The sequence below is a fragment of the Lentimicrobiaceae bacterium genome (genome assembly GCA_028697555.1).
In the GTDB taxonomy this organism is placed as follows: Bacteria; Bacteroidota; Bacteroidia; order Bacteroidales; family UBA4417; genus UBA4417.
The window spans coordinates 19,502-43,363 of record JAQVEX010000018.1 but is presented as its reverse complement, the minus strand read 5'-3'; the positions used below and the strand labels follow the sequence as shown (position 1 = coordinate 43,363).

The following is a 23,862-nucleotide window of genomic DNA, read 5'->3' as shown; positions in this document are numbered from 1 at the left end:
GTTGCCCGTAACTACAAGGTCGGCATCTGTGTACTCCCAAGTGCCACCGATGTGCTGCCATTCTTTTAGCCTTTGGTAGGTTACACCATTGTCTTTTGAGCGGTGCAACTCCAATTTGCTTTCATATGCATGTTTTTTGTCCACCAAAATGTATATCCATCCGTTGTCTGCAATTGAAACTTTGGAATACGCCCAATAGTAGTAGTCCATTTCTGAAATAACGATGTCTTGTCCGCCAATATTTTGCGCTTTAACAGAAATGTTTAATGCAAATATGGCGATTAATAATAAGTAAAATTTTGTTTTCATTTTTTTGATTTTTAAGTGTTTGTTATGTTTAAATTATTTTTAGAATTGTTTCGGAAACACAATGATTGTTGTAAAAAACATATTACTGGTATATAGTCCTGTACGGATTATCTACAGAAATATTTATACACCAAAAGCCGATGCAAAAAAGTTTTTTTACTGTTTTCATTGTCCAATGCCTCTTTAATTAACTTTTACACCGCAAAATTAATAGAAAACAAACAGCAAGTCAATAATATAAACATATGGTTTTTGCGAGATGTTTTTTCGTTTTGTCTCGAAGTTTTGGGATATTTCGAGTTATGAGTTTCTTTGTTCCTAACTCAAAACTATTTAAACTAATCTTTCCTTAATTGCCTTGACAACGGCTTCGGATTTGGAATTAACTGCTAATTTGCGATAAATGCTATTTATATGACTATAAACTGTGCCAATGGAGATACAGCAATGGTCGGCAATCATTTTGTAGCTGTCGCCGGCAACCAAGCGTTTCAGTACATCAAGTTCACGAGTCGAAATGGTATAATCGTTTTCTATTTTATTATTAGGCGATGTAAAAAATTGCAGAACCTTGCGTGCTATTTCGCTCGACATAGGTGATCCTCCATTAGCTAATTCGGCAACAGATTCAATTATCTGTACAGCCGAAGCCTTTTTCAGCAGGTAGCCTGTGGCTCCCGCACGCAACGCATCAAAAATTTTGTCGCGGTCTTCAATTACTGTCAACATCATTACGTTGATGTCCGGATATTTGTCCTTTACCAATCGGGTAGCATCAATGCCGGAAAGGTAGGGCATATCTATGTCCATAAGAATAACGTCAGGCATTTCTTGTTTGCAATTTTCAAGAATATTTCGACAATCGGGGTAGGCTCCCACAAATCGCAGCAACCCCGAACCTTTTACTAAAAAAGAAAGGCTTTCACGCAGAGCGTCATTGTCTTCGTAAATGGAAACTTTGATTTCTAAATTCATTTTTTTTGATCTGCAAGTTTAGGAATGCTAATTATTTATCAATTTGCAATTTTACACTTAATAACAACATCTGTCAATAATATAAATATATGGTTTTGTAAATAATCTATAAATCATTAGTTACGTTTATTACTCTACTTTTGCTGTAAAAGTTACAATGGTACCTTTACCAATGTTTGAGCTAACGGAAACTTTTCCTCCTACTTTTTCACCACGATATTTCATGTTACGCAATCCATTTCGTGCGTAATCTTTCGACACGTCAAAGCCTTTTCCATTGTCAAATATTGTCATTTTTAAAACTGAATAATAGTATGTAAATTCGATTTCTACCTCTGTACATTTCGAATATTTAGCTGTATTATTTAATGCTTCTTTTGCAATTAAAAATATGTTTCGACGCATATCCATAGGAATTTTTAAAGAGGCAATATTATCGGGAACAATGATGGAAAATCTGACGTCTAAGGGCTCAAAAAGCGGTAAGGCATATTCTCTTATACGAACTATAATGTTGTGAAAGCTATCGTTTTGCGGATTTACCGACCATATAATATCGTCCATCGATTCTAACATGTCTCGCGCATTTTTTCCGATTTTGCGTAGCATCTCTTCAGAATTAGGACTATCGTCTAACCTCGATTGCAACAAATCGCTCATAATAGATATACTGCTCAGCGTTGAGCCAACGTCGTCGTGCAAATCAGATGCTATTCGTGAGCGAATTTGCATTTGTTTTTCTTTGTGTCGTTTACGGTTTGAATATAGTGAATAAATAATTGCTATTACTACAATTGTAAAAATTAATATAAACCACCAAGTTTTCCAAAAAGCTTGTTTTATCTTAAACTCTACACTTTGATTATATCCTAACCAAACACCTTTGTATGACACATCTAACACGAAACGATATTTCCCGGGTTTTAAATTGGTGTAACGAGCTTCCAAAATATTGGTGGGTGTGTTCCAATCATTTTCCAGTCCTTCTAATCTATAACGATATCGCACTTGGCTGTAGTCTTCGAAACAAATTGCCGTGTAACCGAAGGTGAAATTGTTTTTATTGTAATTAACAATGAGCGGAGAGCCTTTTTGGCTATGAGGATTCCAATCAAGAATTGGTTGGCTATTAATACTTATGTTTTCAATTATTAAATTAGATACGCTTGATTGTGAATATTTTTCAGCTTCGTTAAGCCATCTTATGCCAACTTGTGCACCACAGAAAACGTTTCCATGACGGTCAACTATAATTTTGCTATCTCCGCTTAAATTTTTCTGCAATCCGTTCCGCACATCCGTGAGCATAAATGAATTGTTGTACGGATTTAGGTAAAGTAAACCGTTGTTGACAATCCACAAACCTCCTTGCTTGTCGGCTGTCATGTAATACACGGTAAGGTCTTTAAGTCCGTCGTTTGTTTGGTATATTTTAAAGTTGAATTTATTTTTAGTTTTTTCTTCAATTTTTATCAATCCCTGACTTTCTACAGTAAGCCACATAGTATTCGTAGTGTCTTTTACAATTGAATATGTGTAGCCGTCCCTGATGCCTTTTTTTTGTAGTTTTAAAGGAATTTCGCGAGAAAAAGTTTCTGTTTCAGGATCGAATGTGCAAAAACCTGTTCGACTTCCTATCCAAATACGTCCGTACTGGTCTTCTTCTATAGCTCTGAAATGAGTACTTCCACTTAACGAGGAGGTATCATTGGCATCATTTATAAAATAATCAGCTTTTGTTCGTTCCGGATTTAAACGAGCTACGCCATTTTTGCCTGATCCAAGCCACAGGTTATTTTGGCTGTCTTCAAAAACTTTATAAACAGTGTTGTTCCAAAAATGTTTATAGTTTGTGTCTGGTAAAGAAAATTGTTTCAATGTCTTACTTTGTTTATCAATGTACCAAAGCCCACGTTGTGCGGTTGCCACCCAAATAATTCCGTAACTGTCCTTGAAAATATCGTAGGTGTTGAACATCTCATTTTTGTTTGTCTCGGGTCGGTAATAAGTCCATTTTTGTGTCGAGCTATTCCAACAAGGCAGTCCATAGCTTTCCCATGATAATCCAAAATAGTATTCATTAGTTTCTTCATCGTGTAGAGTTGCCGAAACCCAAGTATGAGGGAAAGGAACATCAAGGGCTTCAAATTGTTTTGCTCTCAGGTTTTGTCGCCAAAGTCCATCTTTGTTACTTAACCAAAGTGCACCATCTTTAAGTTTAAACATTTTAAGAGCAAAGTTATTTAGAACATTGTACGTCTGTTCTTGTTCGAGGGGGGATAATATTTGTTTATCTTTATTAAAAATACGAAGACCCCTATCCACGTCGCATACCCATATTTCATTTTCATTTTTCAACATTAAATCACTAATAGCCCAAACGCCTTCAGTGGTTTCTAGGCAATCGTCTTTTTTTGGATAACCAAAGTTTTTCCAAGTATCAGTTTTCATATCAAAACGCGGTATTCCCGAAATCCAACGCATACACCACAAATAATTTCCTTCTTGTACGAATTTATGAATACTGGATTGAGAACGCCAAAACTTAATTTCCGAATTTGGATATACTTTATGTATTGAGTTTAGTTTTTTATCGAAACTCAATAAACCACTTCCGATTCCCAGCATTAGTCTATTTTTATCAATGCTATGTTGAGCTATGCAGTACACTCTTTTGGCAAAAGCAGGGTCTCCATCGGTTACTATTGGTGGTATATCAAGATAATGATTGATGATACCCGATAAATCCGGTTTCAAGCTATAAAGTCCGTTAAGAGCCCCTATCCAAATTATTCCATCTTCATCGGGATAAAAATCATTAACCCATTCAACAGTATTTCCGTCTTGGTCGTGTGCCAAATTGGTAATCTTTTCGGTGCGAATATCCATCAATGAAATTCCGTGTTTACCGCCTATACATAATATCGTGTCGCCTAGCAGATAAAGCGATAGCAAATCGGTATCAATAATAGAATTATTGTCGCCGGGTATATTGTAGAAGATTTTAAAATCGTGTCCGTCGTATCGCATTAGTCCGTGGTTGCCTGCCATCCACACAAACCCGCGCTTGTCTTGCAAAAGAGCTAAAATATCGCGAATAGGTTCGTCGCCGGGTAGTTTTATTTCGTTAAAAACGTATTCTTCAGCATGTGGTTTTAGAGGTAGGGTGGGAATTTGTGCAAAAATGCCTAAATTAATTAAAAGAAGAAACGAAGTCAATATCGTTATTAGGCGGAAAAGATGTCGTCTTATCTCGTTTAGCTTAAATTTCTTAATATTGTGCTTGCAACACATAATTTGTTTTATTTGCTTGTCAGGATGTTAGAATAAGCATATCTTCATAAACAAACACGTTGTTTACCAAAAACTTATGCAAATATAATAACTTTTACAGATATTATTAATTTCCAATAAAAAAACTATACAAGTGTTTTAAATTTAAAAATTTAGTATTTTTGAAAGAGATTTAAGCTAATTATACTTTTTAAAGTAATATAATAACACATAAGCATATGAAAAAAATAGGATTATTCACTGTAGTGATTTTTTTATCGGGTTTATTGTTCGGACAGGATTTTGGTAATATACTAATACAACAAAGGTCGGTAACTTGTTCCGATATCTCGTACAATAGCGGATTGTATTTTGTAAAGTACATGAAAGAAAACAAACTCGATTCTGCAAATTATTTGTTGCAATATTGGGAAAGCAAATGTGGCATGAGAGAGCCTATATATAGAGCAAAAATTTTGTTGGCTTTAAAACAAAACCAATACCACGATTCGCTATTAAATATAGGAACGCTCAGTAACATATTAAATTATCAGAAACGTATGGATATGATTAAATATTCAAACAGTTATTATTACGATTATTCCGAACCTTATTACGGTTATACGCCACCCGGACAAGAATTTGATAAATACACCCAAGAATTATCAAAAAGTTTAATGAAAAACTATCAAACTGAGCAAATTGAATATTTATTGACTGAATTTTATGGTGAAAATTATGATACTATATTTCCAAAAATTCAAAGTGGCATTTATGGCGAAAATCGTCTGACAACTGAGTATGAAAACATCGTGAATAAATATGTCAACATGGCTGAATTTCACCTGTCGTGGATTACGGGCGTATGGATTCCAACCGGAAAATTGAAAAAGTTGGGTTTGCATCCTGAAATAGGTTTTCAGATGGGAGCAAAACATAAAAAAATGAATTATGATTTTACTTTGACTATTAGACCTGTAAAATCGCCAAATTACTATGAAGCAAGAATAAAACAATTTGGTGATTCGATAATAAGCACAAATTATTTTTTTGGAGCATATGTAGGATTTGATGTAGGAAGAGACCTTTTCTCAAGAAATGGACATGAAATGCAGCTAACAGGAGGAATAGCACTTGATGGTTTTGATGTACTGGATGTAGATAAAGATGAAGATATTAAAGGAGTTTCTGTATTAACATATAACCTTAACATGGGAATAGGATACAGATATTACATAACTAATTCATTTTATTTAGGATTAAGAACTAAATACAATATTGTTGACTACTCCATGAATAAAGTTATTGATTTTACCGGAAATCCTATAACAATTCAGTTTATAATAGGTGGTGTAGGTGGCACATTAAGAAACGATTACTTACGAGAATTGAAATATAATAAAATGAGGAGGTAAGTAGCACACGCTTATTGAAAGCATTTGAGTATTAGTTTCCCATACAATAGTCAATCATATTTATATTTTATAAAAACAAAAAACTTACCGCAAACGAAATTGCTCCGCTCACGGTAAGTTTGCAAAAGAATTTTGATTAAATTTTCAATCTACTTATCAGAAAGTTCGTCGGCTAGGCGTTGTGTTAATAGTGGAATTATTTCACACAAATCGCCAACTATGCCTAAATCGGCAACGTTAAAAATAGGAGCTGATTTATCTTTATTTACAGCTATAATAAAATCCGATTCTTCCATTCCCGCAAGGTGCTGAATTGCTCCCGATATTCCGAAAGCAAAGTACAAATCGGGTCTAACTGTCTTACCAGTCTGACCAACCTGTCTGTCTTGAGTTGCAATACCTGCATCAACAAGGGCACGCGAAGCAGATACTTCGGCTTTCAATAGTTTTGCAAGTTCGGCAAGTTTGTCGTAGCCTTCGTAGCAACCAATACCACGTCCGCCCGAAACAAGGACTTTTGCATCTGCAATATCTATCTTGTTTTTTGTTTCGGTAACGCTTTCAATAATCTCAACTTTAAATTTGGAGCTATCAAAATCGACGTTGAAATCGATTATTTCGCCTTTTCTTGATTTATCGGCAGCATTTTTAACCATAACGCCAGGTCGTACTGTCGACATTTGCGGTCGATGGTTAGGGCAAACTATTGTTGCCATTAGGTTTCCGCCAAAAGCCGGACGAGTCATAAGAAAATCGTTATTGTCGCCAATTTCAAGTTTTGTACAATCGGCTGTAAGACCTGTTTCAAGGCGTGCCGAAAGGCGCGGAGCAAGGTCTCTTCCTATTGTTGTTGCTCCAAATAGAACAATGTTAGGTTTGTGTTTAATAATCATTTGTCCTATTGCTTGTGTATATTGTTCGGTCAGATATTGTTCCAAGTATGGATGGTCGGCAACTAAAACCACATCTGCACCGTGCTCAATCAGGTTTTGTGCATTCTCTTTTACATTGTGTCCTGCAAGCATAGCAACAACTTTTTGTTCTAATGCGGTGGCAAGTTGAGTAGCTTTACCAAGCAACTCAAGTCCAACTTTCGAAACTTTTCCTTCTCGCTGTTCTACGAAAACAAAAACATTTTTATAATCTTGATTATTCATTTTTAATTACTTTTTGAGTGCTTTGTTGATTAAATAATAAACTTTTCTTTAAGTCGGCTAATGATAATAGCCACAGCTTGTTCAGAGTCAACTTCAAACTGTTCGCCGGCTTGTTTAACGCTTTTAGCGAATGATTTAGCAACTTTGGTAGGCGAACCTTTTAGTCCGAGTTTTTCAACGCTAACGTCAATTTGATCGGCTGTCCATAGTTCAACTTCTCTATCATAGGCTTCCATTATTCCGCTTACTCTCATATATCTGGGTTTAAATCCTGTAGAGAGTACTGTAAGAAGACAAGGCAATTGTGCTTTCAGGATTTGATAGCCTGTTTCATTCATTTTTTTGATATTAACTGAACGGTCGCTATTGAGTTTACAATCGGCAACATACGATACTTGTGGTAAATCAAGTAGTTCGGCAATTTGCGGACCAACTTGTGCTGTGTCGCCGTCAATAGCTTGACGACCGGCTATTACAAGGTCGAAGCCAATTTTTCTCAGTGCAGCAGCCAATGCATTTGAAGTAGCTAAAGTATCTGCTCCGGCAAATTTTCTGTCCGATAATAAAATTGCACGGTCGGCTCCCATTGCTAATGCTTCGCGCAGCATAAAGTCGGCTTGAGTCGGTCCCATTGATAGAACTGTAACATGAGCACCGTGCTTGTCTTTCAGTTGCAATGCGAGCTCCAAGCCGCTCTTATCGTCGGGGTTCATAATACTTGGAACACCTTCTCTAATTAGTGTTCCTGTTTCGGGATTTATCTTTATTTCGTTGGTGTCGGGCACCTGTTTTATGCAAACAACTATATTCATGGTCAAAAAAATTAAAATAATTATTTAAAAAGGTTTGCAGAAATAACCATACGTTGAACTTCTGAAGTTCCCTCGTAAATTTCGGTAATTTTTGCATCACGCAACATTCTTTCAACGGGATATTCACGTGTATATCCGTATCCGCCGTGAAATTGTATAGCTTTGTTAGCAACTTCCATTGCAGTTTCGGAAGCAAAAAGTTTTGCCATAGCGGCGTCAACTGAATAAGGAACTCCACTATCCTTTTTGAAAGCAGCCGAACGAACAAGCAACCTCGAAGCCTGAACTTTTGTGTAAAGGTCAGCCATCTGAAACCTGGTATTTTGGAAAGCGGAAATAGGATTTCCAAACTGTTTTCTCTCGTTAGTGTATTTAACTGTCTCATCTATTGCACCTTGAGCAATGCCAAGAGCTTGAGCAGCAATACCAATGCGTCCACCATCAAGAGTTCTCATAGCAAGACCAAAACCTCTGTTCAATCTGCCAAGCAAATTGCTTTTCGGAATTCTGCAATTGTCGAATATAAGCTCACAAGTTGACGAGCCCCTAATACCTAATTTGTGTTCCTCACGACCAATCGTAAACCCTTCGGTACCAGCTTCAACTATAAATGCCGAAATGCCTCTAGTTCCTTGTGATTTATCGGTCATTGCAAAAACGATAAACACATGAGCATATCCGGCATTGGTAATAAAAATCTTGTTGCCGTTTAGCACGTAATCATCACCGTCTTCAACAGCCGTTGTTTGTTGTGCCGATGCGTCGGTGCCTGCATTCGGTTCTGTCAAACCAAAAGCGCCAATCCATTCGCCACTGCATAGCTTAGGCAAATATTTTTGTTTTTGTTCGTCGGTGCCGTTCTCAAGAATTGGAGCAACACACAACGATGTGTGAGCCGAAAGAATTACACCTGTTGTTGCACAAACGCGCGAAAGTTCCTCAACAGCCATTGAGTATACTAAATTTGTACCACCAGCACCGCCGTATTCTTTTGGCACGGGAATGCCCATCAAACCTATTTCTGCCATTTTTTTTACCGTCTCAATAGGAAATCGTTCCTGCTCATCAATTTCGGCAGCCAACGGCTTAACCTCTTTTTCGGCAAACTCGTGTATCATTTGCAGAAATAACTTTTCAGTTTTTGTTAAATTAAAGTCCATAGCATGAATTGTAATTTTAAAATTTTTAAAAACTTATCTTTTCTTTTTTCTTATACATTAAAATAAAAAAATACGACCCCACAGTTCAAAATCTGAAAAGTGACTCGCACTATCTTTTGAATATTGACAAATTGGACATTTTAGCCAACTATCGCATCAAAATCGGGTGCAAAACTACACCTTAAAATCTCTAAAACAAACAAAAATCAAAAATAAATTTCTGTGCTGAATATTGTATAGCTGTGGTTTTTTGATAAGTGTTTTCTAAGTAAAACTGATTCAATTAATTACAATTTTGAGGAGGAATTTAATATGCTTTTTATCAAAAAGAATGTTTAGAAAAATGTGTATTTGTAGAGTAGTAGTAGAAATATTTTCTTAGTTCTGAACAAACTATTATTTAATTTCTTTTAAAAACAGATTTTATATTTCAACCAACATCAGTTTTTTTTACTACATTTGTAAAAAAACCAAGTTAAAATGAATAAGCAAAAATTAATTACTTATTGTTTTCTTTGTTTGTCTTTGTTTTTCCTTACGACAAACTGTTTTTCGCAAAACACAAAAAACTCAACAATTATGAATCGTAAAGCAGCCGTTGCCGGTCAATTTTATGCCGGTACCAAAGAACAATTAACCAAAGATTTGCAAACTCTTTTTGCAAGTGCAAAAAATCGACAACAAGATGCAAGAGCAGTAATATCGCCACATGCTGGCTATGTTTTTAGTGGCGAAGTCGCAGCTTCGGCTATTAATCAAATAAATCCGAACCAGCAGTATAAAAACGTTTTCATAATCGCGTCGAGCCACACAACGTACTTTAAAGGTGCGTCGGTATATAATATTGGCAATTACGAAACATCAATAGGCGAAGTGAAGGTTAATACTGAAATCTGCAATGAACTGATTAAGAACAACAGGATTTTCTCGTACGTCGCCGAAGCTCATAAAACTGAACATAGCATTGAGGTACAATTGCCGTTTTTGCAATATCATTTGAAAAACGATTTTCAAATTGTGCCTATTGTCATGGGTTTTGACGGTGCTGAAAACGCCAAAACGATTGCAGATGTACTAAAACCTTATTGGAATGAAGAAAACATTTTTGTAGTCTCTACCGATTTTTCTCATTACCCCGATTATGACGATGCCGTTGATATAGACTTGCAGACAGCAAACGCCATAGTTACCGGTAATCCAGACGAGTTAATAAAAATTACAAATACAAAAACCAATATTAAAAACCTTTCAACAGGTTGCTGTGCTGTAAATTCCGTTTTGGCATTGATGTATTTGACAGACGGAAAATATTCATACAACAAAATTCAGTACCAAAACTCCGGCGATTCGCCTTATGGCAGCAACGATAGGGTAGTTGGCTATTGGGCAATTTCAGTTACCGAAAATAACGAGTCGGGTTTTTCTTTAAGCGATGAAGATAAAATTGAACTATTACGAATAGCTAGAGCGAGTGCCGAAGCAAGGATTAAAGAAAACAGAAGATTAGATTTATCAGGCACTAAGTTTTCTGCAAACTTGAACGAAAAATGCGGTGCTTTTGTAACTTTCAATAAAAATTCAAATTTGCGAGGTTGTATTGGTAGGTTTGAACCCAATATACCGCTTTACGAAGTTGTTGCAGAAATGGCTGTCGCTGCCGCAACCGAGGACTATCGTTTTTCTCCTATTTCTGCAAAAGAATTAGATGAGGTTGAAATAGAAATCTCTGTTTTAACGCCGTTTAAAAAAATCAAATCTGTTGATGAAATTGAGCTTGGTAAACATGGTATTTATATTGTGAAAAACGGTCGTTCAGGCACGTTTTTACCGCAGGTTGCAACTTCTACAGGTTGGAGTTTGGAAGAATTTTTGGGACATTGTGCCCGCGATAAAGCCGGAATAGGCTACACAGGCTGGAAAGATGCCGATATTTACACTTACGAGGCTATAGTTTTTTCGGAAAAAGATTTTGCAAAAAAGAGTAAAAATCAGGCTATGTACTACCAAAAATTAGATGATGGATTAGTTCAATGCACTTTGTGTCCGCACGGATGTGTACTTAGTGAAGGCAAAATGGGACGTTGTAAAGCAAGGCAAAACGTCAACGGCGAATTAGTCAGCTTAAGTTACGGGAACATGGTAGCCGTACACATCGACCCAATTGAGAAAAAGCCTTTGTATCACTTCTTGCCAGGTTCTACTAGTTTCTCAATAGGAACAGCAGGTTGCAATTTGAATTGTAAAAACTGTCAGAACTCGGAAATATCGCAAAGCAGTCCTACGCAGGTAAGATATATCCGCGCTACACCTGAGCAAATCGTTGCCTCTGCAATAAATAACAAATCCGAATCAATTGCATATACTTACACCGAGCCTACGATTTTTTATGAATTTGTGTTAGAAACAGCCAAACTTGCTAAAAAAGCAGGAATAAAAAACATTATAATTTCAAACGGATTCATAAATCCCGAACCCTTAAAAGAACTTATTCCATATTTAGATGCAGCCAATATCGACCTAAAAGCTTTTAATGACTCAATCTATAGAGAAATTACAAGTGCAAGATTAGAACCCATTTTAAACAATTTGAAGATTTTACGAGATAATGGTATTTGGTTGGAAATAACAAATTTAATAATTCCAAATCACACCGACGATATGAAAATGATAAGTGAAATGTGTGAGTGGTTGGTCGATAATGGGTTTTCTGAAACGCCATTACATTTCAGTCGCTTTTTCCCAGCTTACAAAATGCAAAATGTACCGGCTACGCCTGTAAAAACAGTTGAACAAGCTGCACAAATTGCTAAATCAAAGGGAATGAAATACGTTTACCTTGGAAATGTCCACAACGAAGAAGGAAACACACTTTGTCCGAACTGCGGAAAAACTTTAATAAAAAGAAACAACTACCACACTGAAACCAATGGCTTTACAGGCAAATGCCCAAAATGTAATGAGGAAATAAATGGGGTTTGGTGAGATGTCGGCTTATAATATGTTTTAACATCTTTATTCTCAAAACAATAATAAATTACAGCAAATTATTACCTTTGCAGCACGGCAATTCGTTCTATCGCGGTTCATTTTTTGAAACGAGGAAAGTCGGGGCAACGCAGAGCATCATACTTCCTAACGGGAAGGTTGCGTACCGAGTGCGCAAACAGCAAGTGCCACAGAAAATATACCGCCAAGAAATTGGTAAGGGTGCAATCGCGGTGTAAGAGACCACGTCGGCAGGTAGTGATACAGGTCGAGGGTAAACCTTATGAGTTGAAAGACCAAATAAACCAACGTCTCAATTTTTTGAGTAAAGGCTGCTCGTCTGATGTTGGAGGGTAGGTCGATTGAGGCTAACGGCGACGTTAGTCCTAGATAAATGATAGAACTTTTTGTAAACACAAAAATGACAGAACCCCGCTTATAGAATTGCCGTTTTTTTTAATTATTGTTGAGGTTGTACTTTGTATAATTATCCCATTTATCTACAAGTTCGGTCATATCTTGCGGTAAATCGGAGGTAAAGTGCATTTGCTTTTTTGTCTTCGGATGTGTAAACGCTAAAGTCGTGGCATGTAGGGCTTGTCTCGGACAAATATTAAAACTGTTTTGGACAAATTGTCGATATTTACTGAAGGTAGTGCCTTTCAAAATTTTGTCGCCACCATAACGCTCGTCGTTAAACAAAGGATGACCCAAGTATTTCATGTGAGCCCTTATTTGGTGAGTTCTGCCCGTTTCTAAAACACATTCTACCAAAGTAACGTAATAAAAGCGTTTCAGCACGCGGTAGTGTGTTATTGCTTCCTTGCCGTACTCGCCATCAGGAAATACATCCATTATTAAACGGTTTTTCAGATTTCTGCCGATATTTCCTTCAATCGTGCCTTCGTCATTTTCAACATTTCCCCAAACTAATGCAGTATATTTTCTGTCAACCTTATGATTGAAGAAATTTCCGGCTAATATTGTTTGAGCTTCTTCGTTTTTGGCAACTAAAAGCAAACCCGAAGTATCTTTATCTATACGATGTACAAGGAAAATCCTATCGTCGTCGGAGTTTTTTACGTCTAAATAATAAGCCAAAGCATTTACCAAAGTGCCCGTAAAATTTCCGTAGGCGGGGTGCACAACCATTCCGGCTTCTTTATTTACAACAATCAGGTCGTCATCTTCGTAAACTATATTTAAAGGTATATTTTCGGGAATAATTTCCTTATCGCGAGGCGGAAATGACAATACAATTGAGATTTCGTCTTTCGGATGAACGCGATAGTTAGACTTAACACTTTTACCGTTTACAAGTATATTGCCGGCTTGTGCAGCTTGCTGTATCTTGTTGCGGGAAGTGTTTTGCAACCTTCCCGTTAAATATTTATCAATTCGGATGAGCGTTTGACCCTTATCGACTATAATATTATGATGCTCGTACAATTCGGCTTCCGATTGCGAATCTTCGTATAATTCATCTAAATTATTGTCTTCCATATCAAACTTAAGATACTGAACAAAAACTATCTAACAATAACAATTTTTCCAAACGCCTTTTGATTATTTTTCAGGTTAGTTACATTGATGAAATAAATACCACTTTTTAGGAACGAAAAGTCGAATTTATTTTGATAATAACCTTGCCATAATTTTTTTCCTTCCGAAGAAAACAACTGACATATAATATCCGATGCTTCTAATGTTTTCCATACTTCGGGAATTTGTATTTGTACATTTCCATCAGATGGATTGGGAGATACCGTTAAATTATTGACTTTATCTGCATTTACAGGCTTTGACAAAGGATTTCTGTATCCAACAACAGGTCGCATCATCAGCGAGCCATATAGCGAAGGATTAGCTTCTTCCCAAATTCCGGATATATTGTAATATCTGTGTTGGTGAGAATCGTTGTATCTGTCGAAGCCAACATTTAGGTTGTCGTTGGAATATTGTCGCCAGCCTATGTAAAATATAAGTCCGGGAAACTGTTCGGCTGAAATAATTATAGGCTTGTCGAACCAGTACGTTACAAACTGATTAATGTTGCTGCTATATATAGGCTTTACATGTGGCATGGTTTTAATAATATTTCCGGGTCTGCCGTTGACATCGTTCAAAACTATAAGGTCAATGTTTTTTTGGTTGGTTTGTCCCACCACCTGATTAAAGTATATTTGAATACCATGAAGCGTATCTTTTACATTTAAGTTAAACCTAACGGCATAAGCTCCGGCTACGTTATTAAGACCGAAACCGGCTTCTGCTGTGCCATCGTCGTAAGCGTAATAATTACTAAATATTTGGTCAAAAATTATTGTATCGTTGTGATTAAACAAAGGATTTGGATCGTTGGAGATTACATGACACACTTTAAACACCGTAGTTTGATTTGTTCCCAACGGGAAAAATCTAGCAACGGGCGGACGTGCAAAAGGTCTATACTGACTATAACCGTTTGAATTATAGGGCATAATGTAATAGCTTCCTCCACCATACACCGAATCGTAAGGTCTGCTATCTTTTCTCATAAGATAGTGGTAGGTAAGGTTTCGGGGCTGATTATCCAAATTGGCAATGCGGATAGTCAATGTGTCTTTCATTTCGTTCAAGAAATTAGCATTGTACTGGGCGTAAGGCATTGCATTATAGTTTTTGAGCATAGAAGGAGCCTTATCGGCAAAGGCAACATCCTTGACTAATGTATCATTTATATTTCTGCCCACGTTGAGCCAAACCACATCAATATTCCAGTGGTCGCAGTTGCTACGCCAATCAGGTAAAAAGTTGTCGGCGAGACTTGCAATATTTCTGAAACGAAATTGAAATCCTTTTTTGAAGTATTTTGCACTATCAACAATGGGTATCATAACTTGTCGGAAATATCTATACTCCGAAATAGCAAAATTATCGGCAGTAACTCCGCCTGCAGACGACCAAACGTAATCCCACGCTTTACTTATAATAGTGTCGTTTTGTTCAAAAATTGTATCGTATGTACCCGGAGAATGAAATTCAAGTATTAGCGAATCTTTAAGTGCCGGCATTAAACCATTTCCTTGAGGCTGATAGTAAAAACTTAAGTAAACCGAATCGGCGATTGTAATAGGTTTGTTTGTTCCTAGGAATACAGAATCTAAACGTATAGGATTTGAAGTTAATTCGTCGGCACGAAACGGAAATGTGCCTGCACCCGGATGTAAAGCGCCGCTTGCATCGACAGCGTCTAAGGTTGCAACTCCAATAGTAGGCGGAAATTTTGCATAATCAGTGTTGATGTATGCATCGTCATCTTCCCATAGGTCTTTATTTGGGGCTCCGGTTATTCTTGAAAAATCGTCGTAAAAAGGTAGCTTGACGTAGTTTGAATTTTTTGACCTACGATTATCATCGGATTGCTCCTTTGTTTTAACCAAATTCCCCGGAAAGCTTATTATTTCCTGCGAATATAAGGTTCCAACGAATAATGTAAGTATTATGATTATTAATATTTTGCGATTCATTTTAATAAGGTTCGTTATTAATGCCTGTATTTTCAGGTGTTTCGGTATCAAAATAATTGTATTTGACTTTCATTTCTTCAATATATTCTTCAAAGTTTAAATCTTTGCTCGATTTGTATGTAAGAATAATATTAACATCGCTTGTAATTTTCATATTTGGTGCAAATTCCGGCATTTGACTATAAACCACAGCATTGGTAGAATCGGAAGTGCCATCAAAAATTTCGCTTACATTATAATATCCGTTTTGTTTTAGATATTCTATGGCATCATGTCTCGACATTCCTATCATAAAAGGTAAATATTCGTTAATGCCTGTCATTGACTTACCGACAACCAAATCAATTACAGATTTTTTGAGGATAATTTCATTGCCTTTTATCCTAACACCGTCTATGAAATAATCTAAAACGGCGTTTTCGGCAATATCGGGAACGTATTTAATGTTGCCCACTTGCAAACCGTAAGTTTCTAGTAGCGAAAGACTGTGTCTGAGAGATAAATCGCGAAGCTCGGGCAGTAAAACTTTTTCGGGCTGATGTGAAACCAAAATAACATAAACGTTGCGGTTTGGTTTTACTTTTGTTAAAGGCAAAGGGTCTTGCGAAATAACACTTCCGGGTCTGTTGTCATCGTCGAACACGGAGTCGATTACACAAATGTTAAAATCGTCGATATTGCTTATCAAATTAATTTCGTCCATAGTTAAGCCTGTTAAATCAGGTGTAATTACCGATGCATTATGCCTTGTGTATAAGCCCGACAAAAACATAAATATTATTGCCAGAACAATTATTATTATTACAGAAAATAACAATTCTCTATAAAATGACTTTTTAAGTATAAACTCTCTAAACTTCATACAAATAAGTTATTACAGCGTGTTATAAATGATAACAAAAAATAGATGTTTTGTTACATTTAAATAACTGTAGCATAGTTAATTTATTGTTGCAAACTTTTAATTTACTGCAAAAGTATAATATTTTTCGGATTTTTCATTTTTGCTTTAAGCTTTTGGCTAAAGGCTATTTATGTCTTTGAATTAAAGCAAAACAGATTAAAACCTTTAAAGCTAATTTTTGATACACAGACTCTACAAAAGCATACGAATTGGGAGGCGTAGCCAATAGCAATAAGTTTTTTTAATAACACTTAGTAATATCCTAATTCTTTTTTACTTTTGTAGTCGGAAATTGGTGAATGGTGTATGGTGTATGGTGTATGGTGTATGGTGAATAGCTTGTTCAGAGAATTCGGGAGTGTATGGTGAATAGTGAATGGTGTATGGTGTATGGAGAATAACACCAACCACCAGTCACTGACCACTGACCACCGACACCCATCACCCACCACCAATGATAAAAATTAAATCATATGAAAAAACACAACGTAGCATTATTTTTTGGAGGAAATTCGGGCGAGAGAAGCGTTTCTATAGAAAGTGCCAAAATGGTAAATAAATGTTTGGATAAAAACTTATTCAACGTTTATCCTATTGATATTTATAATAACGAATGGATATATAAGGACTCAGAAGCTTCGGAATACTATTTCGACAGAAACCTTAATTGTCTGAATGTAAAAGGTAACAATATTAAGTTCGACGTGGCTTTCATAGCTATACACGGCACGCCAGGCGAAGACGGAAAGCTACAAGGTTACTTGGATATGGCAAATATTCCTTATACGTCTTGTAATGTAACAACTGCGGCACTTACTTTTAATAAGTATTTGTGCAATCAAATTGCTGCATTTCATGGGATAAATGTGCCCAAAACATTTTATTACACCAAACGCGATGCTATTGATATAGATTTTTTGGTTAGAGAATTGAGTTTGCCATTTTTTGTAAAGCCTAATAAATCGGGAAGCAGTTGTGGAATAAGTAAAGTTTATAAAGCTGAGGAAGTTCCAGCTGCATTTGATAAGGCTTTTGCTGAAGATGACGAAGTTTTGGCTCAAAAAATGATAAAAGGTCGCGAATTAGCTTGCGGAGTTTATTTCGACGGGGAAAAAATTGTTGCACTCCCAATTACCGAAATTATTTCGCATAACGACTTTTTCGATTACGAAGCCAAATACACCAAAGGAAAAGCTGATGAAATAACACCTGCAAATATTTCGGCAGAATTGGCTAAGCAATGTCAAAAACTATCAGTAGATATTTATAGGCATTACGCATGTAAAGGCGTTGTTAGAGCAGATTTCTTCCTTACCGAAGACGAACAATGGTGGTTTATAGAAATTAACACCGTTCCCGGTTTTTCCGAAGCCAGTATAATTCCCCAACAAGTACGAGCCGCCGGCATCGACTTACAAGATTTCTTCAAAACTATAGTTTTGAATGCAATTAACAACAGCTTTTAGCCTCCGAAGTCTCGGGGCTGTTAGCTTTTAGCTTTTGGCTGTTCCGTGTTAGTATTGTCCCGAAATATCGGGAGAGTTCTGAGTATTTAGTATATAGTATTGAGTTTGTAGAATCGTAACTCCTAATTTCTAACTCATCACTCCAGACTCATCACTCCAGACTCAGAACTGAAAACACACCCATCACCGACCACTCATCACCCATCACCGACCACTCATCACCCATCACCGACCACCCATCACCCATCACCGACCACTCATCACCCATCACCGACCACTCATCACCCATCACCGACCATCGACCACCACCCACCACCACCCACCACTGACCACTACCCACCAATCATTACAAAATTTTTTAACAAAAACAGGTAGAAATACCTGTTTTTTGTATTATCTTTTTATATTTTTTTGCAACATGAAGAGAAGGTAGAGTACCTAAAAAACTTAAAAACCCACATTAAAACTAATATTAACACTAAAAACAAGAAAGGAGTAGAATCAAAAAACAACCAAAACCAAAATGCCGCAGGTGCGGGATAAAAACCAGCTAAAATTATATTAATCAATTAAAAACAACATTATGTTAAAAAAAATCACATTAATTGCATTGTCTCTGTTTATAGTATCCTTACTATATTCTCAGAGTATTCCACGTCAGGTGTTGAGTTCATGCGGAACTAACAGCACCGGAGGTAATTTGCAGTTGTCGTGGACTTTGGGTCAGCCTACACCGGTTGAAAACATTAACCCCGCCAATTTTTACATAACACCTGGCTTTCAACAAGGCGACGAAGGTTATGTAAACGTACCCAAGCCCGAAATCATCGACAACACAATTTCATGCTATCCAAATCCGGCAATAGATGTTGTAAACCTTCAAGGTACATTACCGTCAGATGGAGCTTGTACCTACAGTTTGTTAGACAACAGTGGTAAGCTACTATCAGCCGGTAAACTCTCCATAGAGCCGGGTAATCGTCTTAATGCTCAAATACAGGTAGAACACCTAAGTGCAGGAATTTATTACATACACCTGCAAGGAGGCGAACAAAAACCTTATAGAGCATTAAAAAAGATAACAATTGTAAAATAAATTAAACAAAACAAAAAGTTAACCTAAACATTAATTAAAAAAAATACACAAATATGAAAAAAATCACACTTTTTGGTTTAGTAATCTTATTAAGCCTTTTAAGCATAAGCCTGATGGGTCAAGTGCCCCAAAAGATTAATTATCAGGCAGTAGCCCGCGATGCAGCAGGCAACCCCATAGCAAACAAACAAATTGCAGTAAAATTCACAATTCGCACAGGTTCAAGTAGCGGAAGTGAGGTGTTTTCGGAACGTCATACCCCATGGACAAATTCCTTAGGAACTTTTAATGCCATAATAGGTTATGGCAACCCCATATATGGTTCGTTTGGAGCAATAAACTGGGGAACCGGCACCAAATGGTTACAAATAGGCGTAGATGAACATGGTGGTACTAACTACGTGGATATGGGTACCTTTGAAATGTTATCGGTACCATATGCACGCTTGGCACAAGACGTTGTAAATATAAACGACGCCGACGCCGACCCAACCAACGAGTTGCAAACTTTGAGCATAAGCGGCACACAGTTAACCATAAGCCAAGGTAATACTGTAACTTTGCCTGACGGTGGCGACAACTGGGGTACACAAGTTGTAGAAACCGATGCAACACTAGCCGGAAACGGAACCACTGCCAACAAGCTAAAAATAGCCCAACAAGGAGCTTTAAACGGACAAGTATTAAAATGGAACGGTAGCACATGGGCACCCGCTGATGATAACACCGGTAGCAGTGGCGGTACACCAGGCGGTAGCTCAAGTGCTGTACAGTACAATAGTGGCGGTTCTTTTGGAGGAAATGAATACTTTACATACAGTGGTTCAGGCGACTTATATGTTGAATATCCAAGTGTACATGCTTCAATAAATATTAATGGTGGAGGTGATCCAAATTACAATGTACCAGCCAGATTAGATTTAAACAAACGCTGGTCTATATATGATGTTGGAGCTGACAAGCACTTAAAAATAGGACCAGACCCTGGTAATTCTAGTAATAACAACGCAACACCTATTGTTATTAAGTACAACACAGGTAGTGTAGATATTGGTGAAATAACTAGTATAAGCATGATACATACTGCTTCAAAATTAAGAGTTGAAGCTGCTGAACTCAGAGCAATTACGGCAGCTAATAATTCAGCTATGTATCCTACAGCTCTTCTAAAGAATGCATCTACAAATGGTGTAGCTTTAGAGCTTGAAAGTAGTTCAAGCAGTAAGCCGGCACTTCGTATAAATAAAGCCAATAACAGTGGAGGTGGATTTATAGATGCTTATAAATCTAACGATAACCTAGCTCTTAGATTGGGTACTTATGGAAACTCGGACAATAATGGGGGGTATATTGAAGGTTATGGAACTGATAGATATTTTCATTTGAGGACAGATATTGTTAATGCCAACAGAGGTCTTTATATTTATGCTGGTGAAAGCAGTTCTGTCGGAGAAAGCTTATTTTTTGGGTATTACCCGACAGGTAATAAGGCTTACCTTGACCCTGTAACTAACGATAAGGTTCAACTTGGAGAAGCCGGGTATAGATTTATAGCATTATATGCAACAAACGGTACAATAAATACCAGTGACGAACGCGATAAATCGGCTATACAAGACCTAAATTACGGCTTGCAATCTGTATTAAAATTGCGTCCTATTAGCTATCAATGGAAAAATGAAGATATCAGAATGGGCACAGGCACAAACTTAGGTTTCTCGGCTCAAGAATTACAAAAAGTTATACCTGACGCTGTTGTTGCCGAAAAAGGCAAAACCCCCGAAGATGCCGACCATACCTACTACGGCGTAAAATATGCCGAAATAATACCCGTTTTGGTTAAAGCTATACAAGAGTTAGAGCAAATGTTGGAAAAAACTACAAACGAACAACAAGAGTTGAAACAAATTGTAAACGACCAACAGAAACTAATTGACAAATTGAGTAATAAGTAGTTGCGGGTTACGTGTTTCGTGTTGCTGGTTTTTTATCAATTAGCAATTATCAATGAGTAATTATCAATTACTAATTACTAATTACTAATTACTAATTGTTAATTGCTAATTGCTAATTGTACATTGCCACCCACCACCCATCACCCACCAACCCAAATTTTTAAGAAAAACAGGTAGAAATACCTGTTTTTTGTATTATCTTTTTATGTTTTTTTGCAACGTAAAAAGATGGTTGAGTACCTAAAAAAAATTAAAAACCCACATGAAAACTAATATTAATACTAAAAACAAGAAAGGAGGTGAAGCAAAAAACAAAAAACACAAAAATGCCGCAGGTGCGGGATAAAAAACCAGCTAAAATTATATTAATCAATTAAAAACAACATTATGTTAAGAAAATTCACATTAATTGCGTTGTCTCTGTTTATAGTATCTTTACTATATTCTCAGAGTATTCCACGTCAGGTGTTGAGTTCATGCGGAACTAACAGCACCGGAGGTAATTTGCAGTTGTCGTGGACAATGGGTCAGCCTACACCGGTTGAAAACATTAACCCTGCTAATTTTTACATAACTCAGGGTTATCAACAAGGTGATGAGGGTTACGTAAACGTACCCAAGCCCGAAATCATCGACAACTCAATTTCATGCTATCCAAATCCGGCAATAGATGTTGTAAACCTTCAAGGCACATTACCGGCAGACGGAGCTTGCACTTACAGTTTGTTAGACAACAGTGGTAAGCTACTATCAGCCGGCAAACTCACCTTAGAGCCGGGTAATCGTCTTAATGCTCAAATACAGGTTGAACACCTAAGTGCAGGAGTTTATTACATACACTTGCAAGGAGGCGAACAAAAACCTTATAGAGCATTAAAAAAGATAACAATTGTAAAATAAATTAAACAAAACAAAAAGTTAACCTAAACATTAATTAAAAAAAATACACAAATATGAAAAAAATAACACTTTTTGGTTTAGTAATCTTATTAAGCCTTTTAAGCATAAGCCTGATGGGTCAAGTACCCCAAAAGATTAATTATCAGGCAGTAGCCCGCAATGCAGCAGGCACACCAATAGCAAACAAACAAATAGCCGTTAAATTCACAATTCGTACAGGCTCAAGTAGCGGAAGTGAGGTGTTTTCGGAACGTCATACCCCATGGACAAATTCCTTAGGAACTTTTAATGCCATAATAGGTTATGGCAACCCCATATATGGTTCGTTTGGAGCAATAAACTGGGGAACCGGCACCAAATGGTTACAAATAGGCGTAGATGAGCATGGTGGTACTAACTACGTGGATATGGGTACCTTTGAGATGTTATCGGTACCATATGCACGCTTGGCACAAGACGTTGTAAATATAAACGACGCCGACGCCGACCCAACCAACGAGTTGCAAACTTTGAGCATAAGCGGCACACAGCTAACCATAAGCCAAGGTAACACAGTAACCCTACCCAGCAGTGGCGGTGGCGACAACTGGGGTACACAAGTAGTACAAACCGATGCTACGCTGGCAGGAGAGGGCACAACGGCTAACAAGCTAAAAATAGCCCAACAAGGAGCTTTAAACGGACAAGTATTAAAATGGAACGGTAGCACATGGGCGCCGGCTAATGATAACACCGGTAGCGGTGGCGGAACACCAGGCGGTAACTATGGTTCTGTACAGTACAATAATAGCGGGGCCTTTGGCGGTAGTGATAACTTTACATATGATGCAGGTGATATTTATTTAGGCTATCCTAATTCTTGGACTTCTATGAATATTGATGGAGGTAGTAGTCCGGATTATGCTATTCCAGCCAGAATAGATTTAAACAAGCGTTGGTCTATATATGATGTTGGAACTGACAAGCACTTAAAAATAGGACCAGACCCTGGTAATTCTAGTAATAACAGCGCAACACCATTTGTTATTAACCACAATTCAGGTAGAGTTGATATTGGTGAAATAAGCACCTCAACTGACTGGTACACTGGTTCAAAGCTCAGAGTTGATGGTGGTACACAAAGAGGTATAATGGCAGGAACTAACAGTAGCACACACGCTGCAGCTGTTTTCAGAAATACAAATTCAGGCGGTGTTGCTTTAGAGCTTGAAAATAATTCAAACAGTAAGGCGGCACTTGTTATACAAAATAAATATGATGGAAACAGTCCTGCTATCCGAATTAATAAAGCTAATGGAAACAAATTTTTTGAAGTTGAAGCTCGAAGTAATTCAAGTGTTGTAGCAGGCACGCTCAGGATGATAGGTACAAATCAATATTTTGCTTTAAGAACAGATATGGTTAATAGTAATCAAGGACTTTACATTTATGCCGGAAAAGATAGCGGAACCGGTGCAGGTCTATTTTTTGGCAATTTTAGTGGTACTTTCGGATACTTAGAGCCCGCCAGTGACGAAGGTGCTATATTAGGAGAATCGGCTAGAAGATTTACTGCAGTATGGGCGACAAACGGTACCATACAAACCAGTGACGAACGCGACAAATCGGCTATACAAGACCTAAACTACGGCTTGCAATCGGTATTAAAATTGCGTCCTATAAGCTATCAATGGAAAAATGAGGGCGTTAGATTGGGAACAGGCAGAAACTTAGGTTTCTCAGCTCAAGAATTGCAACAAATTATACCCGACGCAGTTGTTGCCGAAAAAGGCAAAACTCCCGAAGATGCCGACCATACCTATTACGGCGTAAAATATGCCGAAATAATACCCGTATTGGTTAAAGCTATACAAGAGTTGGAACAAATTGTAAGAGACCAACAAGAGCAAATTAACAGATTGAGTAATAGGTAGTTGCGTGTTGCGCGGTACGGGTTATCCCGAAGT

General features: G+C 37.2%; 16 protein-coding genes and 1 other RNA gene. 8 read left to right on the top strand and 9 right to left on the bottom strand.

Annotated elements, in window-relative coordinates; genetic code table 11:
* The 3 genes from PHP31_04215 to PHP31_04205 form a co-directional block, all read right to left on the bottom strand.
* Window positions 1–309: secretion protein (locus tag PHP31_04215; protein MDD3738478.1), on the bottom strand; the 309-nt coding region annotated here is incomplete at its 3' end.
* 333 nt (window positions 310–642) lie between these two features.
* Entirely contained in the window at window positions 643–1,284 is a 642-nt protein-coding gene (locus tag PHP31_04210) for a response regulator transcription factor (GenBank protein MDD3738477.1), read from the bottom strand.
* Window positions 1,285–1,413: 129 nt separating this feature from the next.
* The gene (locus tag PHP31_04205) at window positions 1,414–4,578 is read right to left on the bottom strand and encodes a triple tyrosine motif-containing protein (GenBank protein ID MDD3738476.1); all 3,165 of its coding nucleotides are present in this window, start codon (window positions 4,576–4,578) and stop codon (window positions 1,414–1,416) included.
* 218 nt (window positions 4,579–4,796) lie between these two features.
* Here PHP31_04205 and PHP31_04200 point away from each other — a divergent pair, with 218 nt between their 5' ends.
* Window positions 4,797–5,972 (top strand): hypothetical protein, encoded by a 1,176-nt coding sequence (locus PHP31_04200; GenBank protein MDD3738475.1) that lies wholly within the window; start codon window positions 4,797–4,799, stop codon window positions 5,970–5,972.
* A gap of 149 nt (window positions 5,973–6,121) precedes the next feature.
* Here the strand turns inward: PHP31_04200 and PHP31_04195 are convergent, their stop codons facing one another.
* From PHP31_04195 to PHP31_04185, 3 genes are read right to left on the bottom strand one after another with little or no spacing between them, the layout of a single operon-like run.
* Window positions 6,122–7,129 carry an electron transfer flavoprotein subunit alpha/FixB family protein gene (locus tag PHP31_04195; protein ID MDD3738474.1) on the bottom strand — a complete coding sequence of 336 codons (1,008 nt, stop codon included), beginning with the start codon at window positions 7,127–7,129 and terminating at the stop codon, window positions 6,122–6,124.
* 29 nt (window positions 7,130–7,158) lie between these two features.
* On the bottom strand, window positions 7,159–7,941 hold the full coding sequence (locus PHP31_04190; GenBank protein MDD3738473.1) for an electron transfer flavoprotein subunit beta/FixA family protein: 783 nt from the start codon (window positions 7,939–7,941) through the stop codon (window positions 7,159–7,161).
* Between the two features lie 20 nt (window positions 7,942–7,961).
* On the bottom strand, window positions 7,962–9,101 hold the full coding sequence (locus PHP31_04185) for an acyl-CoA dehydrogenase (GenBank protein MDD3738472.1): 1,140 nt from the start codon (window positions 9,099–9,101) through the stop codon (window positions 7,962–7,964).
* Window positions 9,102–9,680: 579 nt separating this feature from the next.
* On the opposite strand from PHP31_04185, the gene amrS reads away from it, so the two are divergent.
* Together amrS and rnpB are read left to right on the top strand one after the other, a co-directional pair.
* Complete coding sequence (gene amrS, locus PHP31_04180; protein ID MDD3738471.1) at window positions 9,681–12,083, top strand: AmmeMemoRadiSam system radical SAM enzyme; 2,403 nt, start codon at window positions 9,681–9,683, stop codon at window positions 12,081–12,083.
* 78 nt (window positions 12,084–12,161) lie between these two features.
* Window positions 12,162–12,541, top strand: an RNA gene (rnpB, locus tag PHP31_04175) — RNase P RNA component class A.
* A gap of 1 nt (window position 12,542) precedes the next feature.
* Here rnpB and PHP31_04170 read toward each other — a convergent pair.
* Genes PHP31_04170 through PHP31_04160 form a run of 3 tightly spaced genes read right to left on the bottom strand, consistent with a single transcriptional unit; the run spans window position 12,543 to window position 16,457 of the window.
* Complete coding sequence (locus tag PHP31_04170; GenBank protein ID MDD3738470.1) at window positions 12,543–13,589, bottom strand: RluA family pseudouridine synthase; 1,047 nt, start codon at window positions 13,587–13,589, stop codon at window positions 12,543–12,545.
* Window positions 13,590–13,615: 26 nt separating this feature from the next.
* Complete coding sequence (locus tag PHP31_04165; protein ID MDD3738469.1) at window positions 13,616–15,595, bottom strand: T9SS type A sorting domain-containing protein; 1,980 nt, start codon at window positions 15,593–15,595, stop codon at window positions 13,616–13,618.
* A 1-nt stretch (window position 15,596) separates the two neighbouring features.
* Complete coding sequence (locus tag PHP31_04160; protein MDD3738468.1) at window positions 15,597–16,457, bottom strand: PASTA domain-containing protein; 861 nt, start codon at window positions 16,455–16,457, stop codon at window positions 15,597–15,599.
* A gap of 515 nt (window positions 16,458–16,972) precedes the next feature.
* Between PHP31_04160 and PHP31_04155 the strand changes: the two genes are divergently transcribed.
* The 5 genes from PHP31_04155 to PHP31_04135 all read left to right on the top strand — a co-directional run bounded on the left by PHP31_04155 (window position 16,973) and on the right by PHP31_04135 (window position 23,829).
* Complete coding sequence (locus PHP31_04155; GenBank protein MDD3738467.1) at window positions 16,973–17,965, top strand: D-alanine--D-alanine ligase; 993 nt, start codon at window positions 16,973–16,975, stop codon at window positions 17,963–17,965.
* 583 nt (window positions 17,966–18,548) lie between these two features.
* Window positions 18,549–19,061, top strand: a complete 513-nt coding sequence (locus PHP31_04150; GenBank protein MDD3738466.1) for a T9SS type A sorting domain-containing protein — start codon at window positions 18,549–18,551, stop codon at window positions 19,059–19,061.
* A 53-nt stretch (window positions 19,062–19,114) separates the two neighbouring features.
* Complete coding sequence (locus PHP31_04145; protein MDD3738465.1) at window positions 19,115–21,016, top strand: tail fiber domain-containing protein; 1,902 nt, start codon at window positions 19,115–19,117, stop codon at window positions 21,014–21,016.
* 387 nt (window positions 21,017–21,403) lie between these two features.
* Window positions 21,404–21,916, top strand: a complete 513-nt coding sequence (locus PHP31_04140) for a T9SS type A sorting domain-containing protein (protein ID MDD3738464.1) — start codon at window positions 21,404–21,406, stop codon at window positions 21,914–21,916.
* A gap of 53 nt (window positions 21,917–21,969) precedes the next feature.
* Complete coding sequence (locus PHP31_04135; GenBank protein MDD3738463.1) at window positions 21,970–23,829, top strand: tail fiber domain-containing protein; 1,860 nt, start codon at window positions 21,970–21,972, stop codon at window positions 23,827–23,829.
* Window positions 23,830–23,862: the final 33 nt, after the last annotated feature.